The organism is Caulobacter rhizosphaerae (assembly GCF_010977555.1).
GTDB classification, from domain to species: domain Bacteria; phylum Pseudomonadota; class Alphaproteobacteria; order Caulobacterales; family Caulobacteraceae; genus Caulobacter; species Caulobacter rhizosphaerae.
The window spans coordinates 4,242,357-4,257,850 of sequence record NZ_CP048815.1 but is presented as its reverse complement, the minus strand read 5'-3'; the positions used below and the strand labels follow the sequence as shown (position 1 = coordinate 4,257,850).

Annotated in this window: 10 protein-coding genes; 5 read left to right on the top strand and 5 right to left on the bottom strand. The window is 66.7% G+C overall.

Annotation, left to right across the window (positions count from 1 at the left end; all coding sequences use genetic code 11):
• The first annotated feature begins 27 nt into the window (after positions 1-27).
• The 5 genes from G3M57_RS19435 to G3M57_RS19415 all read left to right on the top strand — a co-directional run bounded on the left by G3M57_RS19435 (position 28) and on the right by G3M57_RS19415 (position 6,338).
• Positions 28-1,410: an oligogalacturonate lyase family protein gene (locus G3M57_RS19435; RefSeq protein WP_163232452.1), complete on the top strand. Its 1,383-nt coding sequence runs from the start codon at positions 28-30 to the stop codon at positions 1,408-1,410.
• Positions 1,411-1,610: 200 nt separating this feature from the next.
• On the top strand, positions 1,611-2,552 hold the full coding sequence (locus G3M57_RS19430) for a pepsin/retropepsin-like aspartic protease family protein (protein WP_163232451.1): 942 nt from the start codon (positions 1,611-1,613) through the stop codon (positions 2,550-2,552).
• A 200-nt stretch (positions 2,553-2,752) separates the two neighbouring features.
• Positions 2,753-3,610, top strand: coding sequence for a DUF6624 domain-containing protein (locus G3M57_RS19425; RefSeq protein WP_163232449.1), 858 nt, complete (start codon positions 2,753-2,755; stop codon positions 3,608-3,610).
• A gap of 5 nt (positions 3,611-3,615) precedes the next feature.
• The gene (locus G3M57_RS19420; protein ID WP_208789629.1) at positions 3,616-4,965 is read left to right on the top strand and encodes a M1 family metallopeptidase; all 1,350 of its coding nucleotides are present in this window, start codon (positions 3,616-3,618) and stop codon (positions 4,963-4,965) included.
• 89 nt (positions 4,966-5,054) lie between these two features.
• On the top strand, positions 5,055-6,338 hold the full coding sequence (locus G3M57_RS19415) for a serine hydrolase (protein WP_163232447.1): 1,284 nt from the start codon (positions 5,055-5,057) through the stop codon (positions 6,336-6,338).
• Between the two features lie 257 nt (positions 6,339-6,595).
• On the opposite strand, the gene G3M57_RS19410 is transcribed toward G3M57_RS19415, so the two are convergent.
• From G3M57_RS19410 to G3M57_RS19390, 5 genes are all read right to left on the bottom strand, one after another.
• Positions 6,596-7,024, bottom strand: coding sequence for a hypothetical protein (locus G3M57_RS19410; protein ID WP_163232445.1), 429 nt, complete (start codon positions 7,022-7,024; stop codon positions 6,596-6,598).
• A gap of 244 nt (positions 7,025-7,268) precedes the next feature.
• Positions 7,269-7,625 (bottom strand): hypothetical protein, encoded by a 357-nt coding sequence (locus G3M57_RS19405; protein ID WP_208789628.1) that lies wholly within the window; start codon positions 7,623-7,625, stop codon positions 7,269-7,271.
• A gap of 641 nt (positions 7,626-8,266) precedes the next feature.
• Positions 8,267-9,646 carry a glycoside hydrolase family 28 protein gene (locus G3M57_RS19400; protein ID WP_163232442.1) on the bottom strand — a complete coding sequence of 460 codons (1,380 nt, stop codon included), beginning with the start codon at positions 9,644-9,646 and terminating at the stop codon, positions 8,267-8,269.
• Between the two features lie 16 nt (positions 9,647-9,662).
• Positions 9,663-12,872 (bottom strand): alpha-L-rhamnosidase, encoded by a 3,210-nt coding sequence (locus G3M57_RS19395; RefSeq protein ID WP_163232440.1) that lies wholly within the window; start codon positions 12,870-12,872, stop codon positions 9,663-9,665.
• A 3-nt stretch (positions 12,873-12,875) separates the two neighbouring features.
• Positions 12,876-15,143 carry a glycoside hydrolase family 88 protein gene (locus G3M57_RS19390; protein WP_163232438.1) on the bottom strand — a complete coding sequence of 756 codons (2,268 nt, stop codon included), beginning with the start codon at positions 15,141-15,143 and terminating at the stop codon, positions 12,876-12,878.
• Between the last annotated feature and the right edge of the window lie 351 nt (positions 15,144-15,494).

The following is a 15,494-nucleotide window of genomic DNA, read 5'->3' as shown; positions in this document are numbered from 1 at the left end:
TCGGCCCAGTTTCTCGGGAGCAGCTTCATGTCGAACGCGACCATCTCGGCCCATCGCCGCCAGTTCCTGGGCGGCGGCGCCCTGGCCCTGGCGGCCGCCGTGGCCGCGCCGGGCCAGGCGCTGAGCCAGGCCGCTCTGGCGCCCGCCGCGTCTTCCGCCGAGCCGCCGCGCGACTGGATCGACCCGAAGACCGGCCACCGCATCGTGCGGCTGTCCAACGAGCCGGGCACGCAGAACCTCTATTTCCACCAGAACGGCTACACGCCGCAGGGCGACAAGCTGGTCCTGAAGAGCGCCGGCGGCATCTGGCTGTGCGACCTGAAGACCTTCAAGCTGACCCTGCTGGTCAAGGGTCCCGACGCCGACCTGCTGTTCACCACCCGCCACGCGCGCGACGTGCTCTATTCGGTCACCGCGCCCAAGATGGCCGACGGGAGCGAGGGCCTGGCGACCGACCGGCCCAAGACCATCTACGCCATCGACGTCGATACGAAGAAGACCCGCAAGATCGCCCAGATCCCGGCCGGGGCGATCAACTCGATCAACGCCGACGGGACCCTGCTGCTGGGCTCGGTGGCCTATGGCGCCAAGCCGCTGCAGCCCAGGACCGAGGACGACCGCAAACGCTTCGGCCAGGCCGAGTACGCGGCCCTGGGCCCGGACGGCAAGCCGCTGTCCTTCGCCAAGGCCAAGGGCGTGCGGATGACCGAGCGCTTCGAGACCGACGTGCCGGCCGAGATCTTCACCGTCGACCTGAAGACCGGCGCGCGCACGGTGATCCACAAGTCCGTCCGCTGGCTGGGCCACGCCCAGTTCTCGCCGACCGATCCCACCCTGGCGATGTTCTGCCACGAAGGCCCCTGGCACAGGGTCGACCGCATCTGGACGATCCGCACCGACGGCACGGGCCTGACCAAGATCCACACCCGGACCATGAACTTCGAGATCGCCGGCCACGAGTTCTTCTCGGCCGACGGCCAATGGATCTGGTACGACCTGCAGACCCCGCGCGGCCAGGTGTTCTGGATCGCCGGCCACGAGATCGCCACCGGCAGGAAGCTCTATCGCCGGGTCGAGCAGAACGAGTGGTCGGTGCACTACAACGTGGCCCCCGACGGCCAGCTGTTCGCCGGCGACGGCGGCGACGAGGACATGGTCGCCCACGCCAAGGACGGCAAATGGCTCTACGCCTTCCGCCCCGAGACCATCCGCGATGCGGCGACCCAGTACTACACGCAGGACCTGATCACGGTGGACAAGATGGCCAGTGAGAAGCTGGTCGACATGTCGGCGCACGACTATCGCCTCGAGCCGAACCTGACCTTCACGCCCGACCAGAAATGGATCGTGTTCACCTCCAACATGCACGGCGCCAACCACGTCTATGCGGTGGAAGTGGCCAAGGCCTGACCCCGTCCAGCGTCGCCGTTTCCGCCACAAGGGCCGGTGTCACCCGAGACGGACAATGGCTCGCGGCGGCGATCTGAAGGTCAGCTTGTCGGCGGGACGATGATGGCGGGTTTCGACCCTGTTAGGACCTTTGGAAGGTCTTCTTCCCGACCAGTTCTACGTCGGCTAGGCTTTATGGATGAGCCACGGGGTAACGCTAGATGCCAGTTCCAACTGTGATCTTCGCTGCCGCAGCGCTGGCCCAACTAACGACCTCAGCGCCTTCTCCTCCTTCGCTTTCGGCCATTCCCCTGCCGAGGGCGAAAATTATCCTGCGCTACGCCGGGCGGGAGGCCGAGCGTCCAGTTCCTTTTGAAGTCGTGAAGGGTGTTATCGTCTTCAAACTCACAGTAGCGGGGCGAGAAGCGTCGGCGATCCTCGATAATGGAGCGCAACAAAGCTTATTGGATGAGGCCTTTGCGCGGGCTGCCGGTCTCGAAGTTGGCGCACCCGATGGCACCATCGTTACGCTAAATGGTTCGGCGCCCAAGAGGCGCGTCTCGAAGGTCCCGTTATCGGTACCCGGTGCGTTCGAGACGGAAGTGCCCGCAATGGCGACGATGGATATGGCCGCCCTTTCTAAGATCGTTGGTAGGAAGATCGATTTTGTTTTTGGTGCCGATTTCTTCGGGATCAACGTGCTTGCCATCGATCCGGCGCGGCGAATGCTACGAATTGGACCACGCGGCGGCGCACGGCTGCCGCCCACAATTCCAGCCTTCGACCTAAGCGGCGAGAGGCCGCACATTCAGGTTCTGGTCAACGACCGGCCGGTCAGCCTGGAGGTGGATCTCGGCTCCAACGATATGCTGGTCCTTACGCCCGAAGCTTGGGCGCGCGTTGGCGAGGGCGTGAACAGCGGCGTGTCGGTGCGAAACCGCGACGTCACGGACCACACCAAATCAACTCAAGTTCAGATCGAGCGACTGCCGCAGGTTAAGCTCGGCCCTATACAAGCTGACAATGTCACCGCTTCGATCAAGCCCTGGCCTATCTCGCAAGGAGACGGGTCCATAGGTTATGGGCTGCTGCAGCGGTATCTGGTCATCATTGATGCCGGTGTAAATAGGATGTGGCTCGCTCGTCCTGTGCCGGTGCCCTGATAGGGCGAATAAACTGAAGCCTGCCCGAAACGTCTATTAGCGCTTTCCACCCGGTGCGGACCTGCGAAGGGGCCGCTGTATTCTACCCAAGAGCTGGAGAGGCCGCGGCCAGCTGAGCCGGACGAGCTCGCCGCCTCGTTGTTATTGCACCGCGCAAAGGGGTAAGGTTGGCAACTAGAGGTTATCGATGGGGGGCGTAGGTGAAGTTTCTGTTGGCTGCCGTCATTTCGCTGTCGGCCGGCGCGGGATTCGCGCAAACGCCCTCTTCCGGAGCGCCTTTCTTGTCCGTCAACTGCGGCACTCCGGACCAGAGGGAGCAGGCCGCGAAAGCCCAGCTCTCCAACAGTTCAACGCCTGATGTCGACCTTGCGGCGGCGACCCGGGCCATCGCGCTGGGCAAGGCCCAACATGCCAAAGTTCTCGATGGGCAGCCGGTCGATGACCCCTATAGATCAGCGAGCCGGTTCGGCGCCTTGGCCAAGACAGCGACCGATCCGGAAATCGCCGAGCTGTACCGCCGGACCGCTCGTGATCAACTCAACCGGAGCATCTTCACCGCAGCGATGCGGAAGGCAAGTTGGGCGACAGGCTTGAACGATGTTTCGCTTGCCTACGCCTTTCAACGTCTCTCCAGCGAAGGGTGCGGCGTCGAAATCGACAACCTTCGTTGGATTCGGGATCGCATCGTCTCCCGGGGCTGGTTCAAGATCAGCGCCCATGGCGCGGACGCTGACGGCGCGGCATTTCTGTTGGTCCAGCACGCCGATCGTGATCCTGATTTCCAGAGTCAGGTGTTGACGCTCCTGGAACCCCTGGTCGCCGCTGGAGAGACCAAGCCCCTGAATTTCGCCTATCTGTTCGATCGCGTCGCGGCCGCGAACAACCGACCGCAGAGATACGGCACGCAAGGTCGTTGCCTGCCGACGGGCTGGACGCCGGTCGTCGCGATCGAGGACGTCGGCGGGCTGGAAGCCCGCCGAGCGGCCGTGGGCCTGCCGCCGCACCAGGAGTACGTCAAACGTTGTGTCCCCGCTGGGACGCCTAAGACGCCGGGATAGGCTACGTGCGCCCATCAAGCATCCTGGTTCTGGTCGCCTGGTTACTACAGGCCGGATCCACGCTCGGCGCCGAGAGACCCGGCGAGGGCTTCGACGTCACGCACTACGCCCTGGCGCTGACGCCCGACATCCAGAACAGGACCCTGTCGGGCCGTGAGGTCATCACGTTGCGGACGACCAAAGACCGGCTACGGAGCCTCACCTTCTCCGGTAGTGCGCTCAGCATCGACAGCGCGACGCTCGACGGCGTCCCCGTGGTCGTCGAAACCGGGGGAGAGGCGCTCTCGATCAGGCTCGCCGAGCCGCTGGCGCGGGGGCGCGCCGTTAGGCTGGAGCTGACCTATCACGGCCGGCCCGCGCGCGGCCTCTCCGGTTCGGCGACGTCGCTCTACACGAGCTATTTTGCCTGCGACTGGATGATCTGCGCCCAGGAGACGTTCGGCGACAAGGCCGCGTTCTCGCTCGCGCTCAAGGTCCCAGCCGGAATAGACACGCTGTCGGTCGGCCGGAGGGTCGCCAGGATCCGAACCTCCGACGGCGGTGAAATTCACCGATGGACGGCGCCCCGCCCCTATTCGGCCTATCTGTTCGGCTTCGCGGTAGGACGGTTCGCCCGCGTCGAAGAGCGCGTCGACGCGCGTGTCCGGGCGGCTAGACTTGTCTATCTGAGCGACGTCGCCGACGAGGGGGAACTGAGGCAGCGGTTCGCCGAGACCGGTGGGATCGTCCGCTTCTTCGCCGACAAGGCCGGCGCGCCGCTTCCGGTCGCGGCGTATAGCCAGCTCCTGGTCGAGGGGCGCGAGGCTCAGGAGGCGGCGTCCTATTCCGTGCTTGGGGTCGAGGCGCTGCCGACGCGAGCGGACGAACCCAGCCAGAATTGGGCCATCGCGCACGAACTCGCCCACCAGTGGTGGGGCAATCTCGTCACCAGCGCGACGTTGAAGGACTTCTGGCTCAACGAAGGCGTCACGACGTTCATGACGGCCGCCTGGAAGGAGCATCGCTACGGACCCGCGGCCTATGAGGCGGAACTGGCGGTGGCGCGCGGGCGATTGGAGAAGGCCCGAGCCGCGGGGTTCGACAAGCCCTTGGCCTGGGAAGGTCGCTACCCAAACCTCGGAACACGCCGCGCGATCCAGTACAGCAAGGGCGCGCTGTTCATGGACCACCTGCGAACCACGCTGGGCGAAGAGGCCTTCTGGGCCGGCCTACGACGTTACACCCGCGCCCACGCCGGCAAGACGGTTACCAGCCTCGACCTGGAAAAGGCAATGGAAGCGGCCAGTGGCCGAGATCTGCGTCCGGTCTTTTTGGAGTGGGTGTTCGGTCCAGATGCGGCGCTGGAGCGTTTCTGACGTCGCCGTGCTTTACGGAACTTAAACGCCCCGCGAACCACCTTAAGTGGCATTGTATCTTTCACGCATAGACTTGTGGTCAGCTTAATATGAGCAGAACTCACCGCCTTCTGCGCCGGATGGCCGGTCTTGCAGTAGTTCTCAGCTGTGCTTGGGGCGGGCTGGCCCCGACCTTGGTCTTCGCCGCGTCGCCTTTGCTAACCCGGTCTCCAACGGAATCCCGTTACGCGGCGATTGTGATCGACGCTGCGTCTGGAGAGGTGCTTTATGCTCAGCACGCTGACAGCCCGCGATATCCCGCTTCCATCACGAAAGTAATGACGCTTTATCTGACGTTCGAGGCGCTAAGCGAGGGACGTTTAAAGCTCACTGATCGCGTGGTCTATTCGCAATATGCGGCCGCTCAACCGGCAACGCGGTTGGGCGTGCAGGCCGGTGACTCGATCAGCGTTGATGAAGCCATCCGCGCGATGTCCGTCAAGTCCGCGAACGATGCGGCCGTGGCCATGGCCGAACGGCTGGCCGGCACGGAGCCCCGGTTCGCGGCGCTGATGACGCTCCGAGGGCAAGAACTGGGAATGAGCAATACACGCTTCGTAAACGCGCATGGATTGCCCGACAGTCGCAACGTCAGCTCTGCAAGAGACCTGGCTATTTTGTCCCGTGCGATCATGCGGGACTTTCCACAATACTATTCCTACTTCGGGCTGAAGGGCTTCACCTTCCGCGGCGCCTACGTGCCGGGGCACAAGCGTTTGCTGGACACCATGCCGGGTTTTGACGGGCTGAAGACGGGCTTCACCAACGCTTCGGGCTACAATCTTGCCGGCTCGGCCGTTCGTGGCGGGCGACGGCTGATCGCCGTCGTCCTGGGCGGTCCTTCGGCGGCGTGGCGCGATAATAATATGGAAGATCTTCTTTTGACCGGCTTTGAAGTGCTTGAGCGTCGTAGCCACGGCGACAAGACCACGATCGCCGCCAATCTCTATGACATCGATCCGAGAGGTCCCATGGTCCGGCCATCCGTCGAGGACAGTGAGGGCGATCAGGACATCTCTGCCCCTTCGATGACTGATGTGCCGCAGCGTAGTGCGCAGCGGCCCGGCGCGTCAAAGGCTACTGCAAAGCCCGCAGCCCCAGGAACGTGGGGCATTCAGGTCGGATCGTTCAGAAATCAGACATTGGCCCGCACTCAGCTAGGCATCGTAAAATCGAAGGTGGCCCGCCTTTTGGGTGAGGCCGACGATTTTGTTGAATCGGCAGGAGGGACGTTTCGTGCGCAGTTTCTGGGCGTGAACGAAGAGACGGCACGTAAAGTTTGTAAGTCGCTCTCCGCAGACCGACAGCCCTGCTTGGTCGTCACGCCCCGCTAAGGCGAATTCGCAAGGCGTTCGGTCTTGTTCCACCCGGAGCGTCCGCTTCGGACGGCGTCATCCAACGTCAGCTTTCGGCGCGGTCTTCAATTTCCGCTCCCCACCCTGAACAGACCCTCGCCAGGTCCGTTCGCCGGCATAGGTCCGGTTTCAGGCGCGGCCCTCATTTCGGCACCCGACCCATGGAGGGCATCCGATCAGCAAGAGAACAGCACATCAATCTTGCACCTAGGCGGGATACAGTCGTACGACCAGACCTACGAGATCGCGGTCAAAACGCTACCCACGACACGCCACGCGCCGTTCCCTGAGCGGCGGAGAAGGACGAGCTTCTGCCCGCCGGCTTCCGGCGCGCTGATCGACTCTACGGTCATCAGGGCTTCGGTGCCGGACCGGTTCACGACAGGTAGGCTCATACTGAGCATGATCGAAACGAAGTCGCCGTTCTTGCGCTGCTTCGGGCGGTCTTCGGGAACATGGCGTTTCACGCCGTGTTCCGCAGAGACCTGTGCGAACCCGGGACAGACCTCCCAAGGGTCCTCGTCACGTCCTGCTTGCAGGGCTTTGACGGACCCAAGGGTCGGGGGAGCAACACTCCAGCCGCCATGATCGGCGGTGGCAGGAGTGCGCAACGCCTCCGCGGGATAATGGCGGGCAAAGTTCGACTGAAGCTTACCGATGACCACGGGGCGGTCCTGAGACGCCATTCCCAGTTCGTGCAGAAAAGCCGCCTTGGCGGCCTCACACGCGAGTGCGTTTACCTTGGCCTGACCACCTCTTACGGCGACCAAAGCTCCCGTGGGAGCTGCCGGGGCCTGTGGCGCGGTGCAGAAGCAAGCAAGCGCCAAGGTGACGGCGTAGCTCTTTCGCAATGCTTCCCCCTCATGCGTACTCGTTGGTGACGGTAACGCGCACAATGTCCGACTTCTTCTAGTCCGACGTTGCTGGAGTCTGCTTGTGTTTGAAGTTCCAGCTACGGCCGTCTGACGGCCCGTCGTTGAACAGGACCTGGAGGCTATCGATCGCGCCATTAGGCCAGACGACAAGCTCCCGTTCATTGATAAAATCGACTGACAGCGCGTCGCCGGTTTCGGCCGCGTCATAGATCAAGGTCAGTCGATCGCCTGGTTCGAGTTCGAAACAATCGAGCCACGGCTCGATCGAAATATAGATCGGGGCGTCTTTCTTGTTTCCAAAGGTCTGTTGCGTTCGGTTCATGCGCGGAGCGTAAGCGTCGCATTGAGCATCGGCAATGTCCGTAACCCACCCCTTGCGGACCATCGGCATGTCCGCTGCCTGCACCGGACTGGGTTTGCTGGCAACGGTGCATCCCCGGGGTTTCCGGGCGGGAATGACGACGGCTAGGGGGATAGACGGCGCTCAATCCCCGTCAGCGGCGTTACGAACCTCAACGATCTCAACGCCCTGCAGAAAAAGCAGCGTCACCGGTCCTCGGAGCTCAAACTCGTCCCATACTGATCTCGTCCCTATCGCGGGGGAGGGCTCTTGGTACCGGCCCAAGCAGGCGATGGGGATGGAACCGAGCGGGGCCGCCTGGGCCTGGCGATCGGACCGCGGCGGGCGGCGGGGCTCAGAAGGCTCCAAGGCTTGTCGGGGACGATAGCGGGACAGGCGGGTTGACGGGGCTGGGAGTTCAAACCGGCCTGTTCGAGGATCAGTCGGAGTCGCCGACGGCCCCTTCCGGGCGACTTTGATCCTGCCCGCCTGAGGGGAAACGTCGATCGGGATGAAACAAGCCCTCAATCGCCGTCCCTTGAGAAGAACGGTTTCGCGGAGCGGTCAGGTCTAGCCGAAACGCACACTCAATACCCACGGTCATCCGGGCCAGACCCGGACCGCTCCGCGCCTCCCCACCCACTCGCCCGCGAAGGGCCGAGGTCGAGAAATCGTGTCCGCCAACAGCGGTTTCAGGCCGCCGGACGAGGCTCCAGCCCGACCACGCCGGACGAGTCCGCCACCTCCGGCGCCTTGCAGTCCAGGGTGTCGACCAGGGTGCGCTTGAACGTCCAGTCCTTGGCGTTGGCGATGCGGCCGCCGGCCTGGGCGTCGAGGTCCAGGTTGTCGAACGCGAAGCGCTCCAGCGGCGCCTCGGCGAAGGCGGCGACCTCGAAGGCGGTCTTGGCGCCGATCGCCTTGATGTCGCTGACCCGCACGTCGCTGAGATGGGCGCGGCCGCGCTCGGGCGGCACGGGCTGGGTCATCACCCGCCAGTAGTCCGGCACGTTGGTCAGGCCCTCGGGGATGGTCGCGTAGCTGTAGCTGGGGTTCCAGTTCAGGTTCACCCGGAACACCGTGAACACGTCCTGCAGGTGCAGGTCGCGGATATCGATGTCGCGGATCACCCCGCCGCGGGTGTGGGCCGACTTGAACAGGATGCCGACCGGGGTGGGATGCAGCACGGTCAGGCCCGAGACCTTGATGTCGTGGAAGCCGCCGGAGGTCTCGCTGCCGAAGGTGATCCCGGCCGAGGCGTCGCGGATCACGCAGTCGCGGATCGTGACATTGTAGGTCGGCCGCGCCACCCGCAGGCCGTCGGCGTCGCGGCCGGCCTTGAGGCACAGGGCGTCGTCGTTGCAGGCCACGTCGATCCGCTCGACCAGCACGTCGTGCGAGGAGTCGATGTCGACGCCGTCGGTCGAGGGGCCGCGGCCACCCTCGTTGTTACGGATGTTCAGGTCGGCGACGTGGACATCGTGCGAATAGCAGACGTGGACGGTCCAGAAGCCCGCCCGGCGCAGGCGCGGCCCGGCCAGCTCGACCGCTTCGGAGTCGAAGATCTGGATCAGGCGCGGCCGCTTGCAGTCATAGTCGGCGGCCCAGCGCAGGCCCTTGGGATCGTACCGGCGGCGCAGGGCCCAGTAGCTGTCCCAGAACACCTTGCCGTCGCCGTCGATGGTCCCGTCGCCGACGATGCGGACGTTCTTTTGCCGGTAGACATTGATCAGGGCCGCCGGCCAGGTCAGTTCGATCCCCGCCACGCGGGTCGGCAACTCGGGATAGTCGGCCAGGTTCTGCGAGCCCAGCAGCGTCACGCCCTTGTCCAGCCGCAGGGTGACGCCGGACTTCACGAACAGCGATCCGGTCCGATAGACGCCGGGCTTGAAGGCGACGGTTCCGCCGATCTTGGCCGCCTCTTCGATGGCCGCCTGGATGGCCCGGGTGTTCAGCGTCCTGCCGTCGCCGATCGCGCCGTGGGCCTTGGCCTCGACGGCGCGGGTGGCCGCCAGGGCCAAGGTCGGGGCGGCGGTGGAGACCAGGCCGATCTGGAGGAGGGCGCGTCTGTGCATCTTGGAACTCCGCGAACTAGGCGGTGACGGTGAAGGCGTAGGAGCCGGAGCCGACCTGGACGACCGCCTCGGTCGCCGTGCGCTCGAGTAAGGTGATCGCTCGCCGGCCCTCGCGAATGGTCGCGCCAGGCAGGGCCGGCAGGTGGACCCGAGCCGTGGCGTTGGCGGGCACGGTGACCTCGACGGCCAGGCCGTCGCCGGTGCGGCGCCAGGCGCAGGCGATGCGACCCATGGCCGACTCGTAAGTCCCCGCCGCGCCAGGCAGGCGCGGATCGACCAGCGGCCGGAAGGCGATGGCCTTGAAGCCGGGCTCCAGGGCGTCGATGCCGATCATCCGTCGCCAGAGGAAGCCGCAGACCGCCCCGAAGGCGTAATGGTTCAGCGAGCCGGTGACGACGCCGTCCTTCATCCCGTCCCAGCGCTCGAACACTGTCGTCGCCCCCTGGCCGACCTGGTAGCCCCAGGATGGCAGGTCGGTCTGCAGCAGCAGGCCGTAGGCGAGGTCGGCGTGGCCATGGTCGGCCAGGGCGTCGAGGATGTAGGGCGTGCCGATGAAGCCGGTCGACAGCTTGGTCCCGCGCCGCCGGATGTCGGCCGCCAGCCGGCCAGCCGAGGCGGCGCGCAAGGCGGGCGGGACCAGCCCGAAGCGCAGGGCCAGGACGTGACTGGTCTGGCTGTCATTGCCCACGCCGCCGTCCGGCCGCACGAATTCGCGGACGAAGGCCTCTTTGATAGCCGCGTGGAGGGCCTCCAGCCGCGCAGCGTCGGCGGTCCGTCCGCTGGCCTGGGCCATCTGGGCCAGCAGGGCGGTCGACCAGGCCCAGTAGGCGGTCGAGACCAGGGTCTTGGGCGTGGTGACGTCGGCTCGGCTCCTGGCGTCCACCGACAGCCAGTCGCCGTAGTCCATGCCCCGGCCGTTGCGCCAGACGTGGTCGGGATTGGTCTCCAGCAGCCGGCGGCTCCAGCGGTCCATGGCCGCCCAGTTTTCGTCGATCACGGCGGTGTCGCCGTACCGTCGCCAGACCGTCCAGGGCAGGATGACGGCCGCGTCGGCCCAGCCGGGGGTGTTCTGGCCCAGGGCCCAGAACGGCGCGGTGTCGGGCATCTCGCCGGTCGCCGACTGGCCGGCGCGGATGTCGCCCATGAACCGCCGGGTGAAGGCGTCGACGTCCATGTTGAAGGCCGCCGCGTCCCAGAAGATCTGGGCGTCGCCGGTCCAGCCCATGCGCTCGTCGCGCTGCGGGCAGTCGGTGGGCACGCCCAGAAAGTTGCCGCGCTGGCTCCACAGCGTGTTGCGCCAGATCGCTTGGATCAGCGGATGGTCGATCCGCGCCGCGCCGGTCAGGGCCGCGTCGCTGTGCAGCACCACGCCCTCGACGGCTTCGGCCGAGAACGCGCCGGGCCAGCCGGTGACCTCCACATAGCGGAAGCCGTGGAAGGTGAAGCGCGGCTCGAAGGTCTCGCCGGCCGGATCGCCGCGCAGGACATAGGTGTCGGTCTGCAGGGCTCGACGGTTCGAGGTGGTGTTCAGCGTCCCGTCCGGCCGCAGGGCCTCGGCGAAGCGCAGCGTGACGGCGGTTCCGGCCGGCCCCTTGACCTTGATCCGGCACCAGCCGGCGACGTTCTGGCCGAAGTCGAGGATGCGCACGCCGGGCGCGGGCTCGCTGACCTTGCGGATCTTGACGGTCTGGATCGGCCGGATCGGCGGGGCGACGTGGGCGGCCAGGCGGCATGGCGGCGTCTCGCCCAACCGCGCGGCGGACCAACCTTCGTCGTCGAAACCGGGTGCGTCCCAGCCGGCCTGTTCGAGGCGCGCGTCATAGGTCTCGCCGTCATAGATCTCGGACAGCACGACCGGCGAGGCCGCCAGCCGCCAGCCCTGGCCGTCGGTCTGGATCCGCGTGCGAGTCCCGTCCTTGTGCTCGACGTCGAGCAGGGCCGAGAACCGGCGCGGCGGCGGGCCGAAGGCGTAGCGCATGTCCAGGAAGCCGAACGGACTGGCGAACCAGCCGTCGCCGACGATCGCCCCCAGCACGTTGTCGCCCGTCCGCAGCAGGCCGGTGACCTCATAGGTCCGGTAGAGCGCACGGGTGCGGAAGTCGGTGGATTCCGGCGCCAGCACGCCGTCGCCGACCTTGCGACCGTTCAGCCGCGCCTCGTAGCCGCCCAGGGCCGTGGCGTAGAGCCGGGCCCGGGCCACGGGCTTGTCCAGCCGGAAGGCGCGCCGCAACTGCACCGCCGGTCCGGTGACCCAAGGATGGCAGGGCGGGACGATCCGCGCCGGGCCGGCCTTGGACCAGGCGGAGTCGTCATGGGCCCTTGCCTGCCAGGCCTCGGGCGCATCGAGCGTCGTGCGCCAACCGTCCTTGGCGTGGACGCGGACCTCGCGGCCGTCGGCCAGGGTCAGGCGCAGCATGGCCGCCAGGGCGCCGCCGATCACCGGGCGCGGCTCGTCAAGACGCAGCCCGACCTCCACCGCCAGAACGTGCGAGCCCGGCGACAGGTCGGGCAGGGCGAAGCTGGGGCCCTGGCCCCAGGCGGTGCGGTCGCCGGGCCTGATCAGCGACACGCCGTCCAGCCACAGGCCCGCCAGACTGTCCTTGGCCGACACCGTGACCCGCGCGGCCTTCACCCCTTCGGGCAGGTCGAAACGCCAGCGGAACCGGCGCGGGCCGGCGTCATCGGTCTCGCCCCAGATCCAGTGGACGCCCTCCAGCCGTTCCTGGCGCATGGCCTCGGGCTCGGCCTCCAGCCAGCCGGCGGTCCAGTCGGCGGGGTCCAGCAGGCCCATTTCCCAACAGGCCGGGGCGCTGGGCCGCGCGGGCCGATCGTCCTGGACCCAGGCCTCGACCCGCCACCAGCAGCGCTGGCCGGACGCCAGGGGCGGACCTTCGTAGGCGACGTCGAGCGAGCGATCCGAAGCGACCTTGCCGCTGTCCCACAGCAACGGACCGCCGGCGCGCAACGCCTCGGGGTTGCTGGCCACGGTCACACGATAGACGGTCTGCTTGACGTCGCGCGCCGCGCCGGCCTCGAGAGTCCAGGAGAACCGAGGCCTTCGATTGTCCAGGCCCAGCGGGTTTTCCAGGTAATCGACCCGCGGCGCCGCAACCCGGACTTGCGGCGTCGCGGCCTGGGCCGCGGTCGCCGACGCGCCCGCGCCCAGGCCGGCGGCCGTCAGGACCTGACGGCGGTCCAGGCCAGACCGGGAGCGCGCGGCGGCCATCGGCTATTTCGCCGGGTCGAACGACGGCTTCTGGGCCTGGACATAGGCCTCCCACTCGGCGCGCGAGTGAAAGTCCAGGCCTTTGTCCCAGGCCGCGCCCATATAGTAGACGAACGGCTTGCCGGGGCTGACCTTCAGCAGCACCAGCCAGTCGCTGTCGGTCTCGACCACGTCCACGATCTGCCTGGGGTCCAGCAGCAGGGCCAGGCCCATGGTTCCCTTGTCCGGGTCGGTGACGTCCCAGAAGGTCGCCACGCCCTTGGCCTTGTCGAGCGAGAACGCGCCCGGGGTCTTGGCGGTGGGCTTCTTGGTGATCCCCACGGCCACGGTCAGCGGGCCCTTCCTGTCGGACTGGAAGGTCGAGACCAGCCGCGTGAAGTTGGTCCCCATCGGCAGGGTGAACGTGCGGCTTTCCCAGACCTTGCGCTCCGCCCCGGCCCGCCAAGGCGCGTAGTCGACCTTGAACGAGGCGACGTCCGGTCCGTCCTTGAGGATCTTGTAGGACTTCCAGTTGCGCGACACCCACAGCTTGCCGCCGTCCCAGACGCCCAGGCCGCCGGCGCCGCGGAAGGTCCCGACATTGTAATAGTCGATGCCTTCGCCGTGATAGGCGTGCTGGTCGCCGGTCCGCAGCTGTCGGGTCATGAACGGGTAGCGGACGCTCTTGCCCCAGGCGTCGATCCCCGAGGTCGAGGGCGGCTCGGCCAGTTCCAGCGCCGGACCGTAGATGCGGTGGGCCGTGCGGTCGTTCTCCCACAGGATGTCGTCCAGGCGCTCGGGCGCATAGCGGACGGTGGCGCGCGGCCTGTCTTGGCCGGCCGGCGGCGGCGCCATCCGGTAGATCATCTTCGGCGGCGTCGGTTGGCCCGGCGCGGCGGGCGGGACGGTGGCCGGCGCCAGGCCTGGCCCCTCGATGGCCGGGTCATAGGCCAGGGCGGCCACGGCCTTCATCTCGGCGGCGTGCCGGGCGGTCTCCTCCGGCGAGCCTTGCACGGTCCGGGGCAGGGCGGGGGTCGGTGTAGTGGCGACGATGAAGTCCGGGGCGTCCGGGGCGGGTTCGGGCAGGGGCAGGGCGGTGGCCGACTTGCCGAGGTTCATGACCTCGATCCCGGCCAGCAGGAAGGCCCCCGTGCCGTAGGGGCCGATATCGGCGGGGGCGGTGGTGACGGGCTGGTCGCCGGTCTTCTGGACCGCGCCGATCATGCCGCTCGGCAGGACCTGGGCCTCCAGCGCCGCCCAGCCCCTGGTCACGTGGGGCAGGTAGGTCGCCCGGTCGAGCACGCCGTGATTGATCCCCCAGGCCAGGGCGTAGACGAAGAACGCCGAACCGGACGTCTCGGCCTCCGGGAACTGTTCGGGCTGCATCAGGCTGGAGGGCCACAGGCCGTCGGCTCGCTGCAGGCTGGCCACCCGCTTGGCCATGGCCTGGAAGGTCGTCAGATAGCGGGGGCGCGAGCCGTAGTCGGCCGGCATGGACTCCAGCACGCGGGCCATGCCGGCCATGACCCAGCCGTTGCCGCGCGACCAGAACAGCTTGCGGCCCTGGTCGTCGCGCCGCTCGATGAAGCGCTCGTCGCGGAAGTACAGGCTCTCGTCCGGATCGTAGAGGCGGGCGAAGGTGCGCCACCACTGCTTGTCCATGGCGTCCAGATAGGTCCTGTCGCCGGTCTGGGCGCTCATCCGCGCCAGAACCGGCGGGGCCATGAACAGGGCGTCGCTCCACCACCAGACCAGGTGTTGGGGGATCGGCGTGCGGGTCAGGTGCTGGACCGACCAGTCCAGCCGCTGGTGCAACGGCATGATTACCCCGGGCTGTTTCCGACGGGCGTAGAGCTCTTCGTACAGGTCGCCGATCGCCCATTCGTCGGCGTTCAGCATCAGCTTGGCCGATCGCGCGCCGCGCAGGCCGTAGTTGAAGTGCTCGGCCGCCTCACTGAGGAAGACCAGGGTGTCACGGTCGTTGGTCACCCGCGCCAGCCGCGCCGCGCCGACATAGTAGGTGGCCGACACCCAGTTGGACGACATCTCGCGCACCGCGCCGCCCGTCGAGACGGGGATCGGCTCGGCGCGCATGGCCTGGATCTGGGCGGCGTTGGCGCGGTTCAGCACCGCCAGCACCGCGTCAGGGGACGGGATGGCGGCGGACTTGGCGGCGGCGGAAGGTTTCGGCGCGGCGGCGACGGCGTGGGCCGAGAGCCCCGTAGCCAAGCTCGCAGTCGCCAGGGACGCGGCCAGAATTCGGGCCAGGGGCGAGAGGGGTTGGAATATCACGATTTTCCTCCGCAAAACGCCACTGCAACCGGTGTCATTTTCATTATATGGATTTCTATGCCATAAAATGGTAGTTGGCAAAGCCGATCCGGACGCCGCGCGAGACTTTCGACCGCGTTTGTCGAGGTCGTCTGGATCGGCCTCGCCGGTGTCGCGACTTGTCGAAAATAAACAACAGCAAACCGCACCGCCTGCTGTCGAGACCATCGGTGCCCAAGCGTGGCTATAGGGGCCGTTTGCGGGATCGGATCCTGGCCCGCCCGCTTTCGTCTTGAAAAATATGGAAAGCAATCGCAACATGCGGGAACAATGATACCGGTGTCATAAACGACGCCGAAAATCCTGGGAGGG

Excerpts from the sequence above, each read along its gene's own strand:
- G3M57_RS19415 (WP_163232447.1), top strand. The coding sequence starts at position 5,055 with ATGAGCAGAACTCACCGCCTTCTGCGCCGGATGGCCGGTCTTGCAGTA.
- G3M57_RS19430 (WP_163232451.1), top strand. The coding sequence starts at position 1,611 with ATGCCAGTTCCAACTGTGATCTTCGCTGCCGCAGCGCTGGCCCAACTA.
- G3M57_RS19405 (WP_208789628.1), bottom strand. The coding sequence starts at position 7,625 with ATGCCGATGGTCCGCAAGGGGTGGGTTACGGACATTGCCGATGCTCAA.
- G3M57_RS19395 (WP_163232440.1), bottom strand. The coding sequence starts at position 12,872 with ATGGCCGCCGCGCGCTCCCGGTCTGGCCTGGACCGCCGTCAGGTCCTG.
- G3M57_RS19435 (WP_163232452.1), top strand. The coding sequence starts at position 28 with ATGTCGAACGCGACCATCTCGGCCCATCGCCGCCAGTTCCTGGGCGGC.
- G3M57_RS19400 (WP_163232442.1), bottom strand. The coding sequence starts at position 9,646 with ATGCACAGACGCGCCCTCCTCCAGATCGGCCTGGTCTCCACCGCCGCC.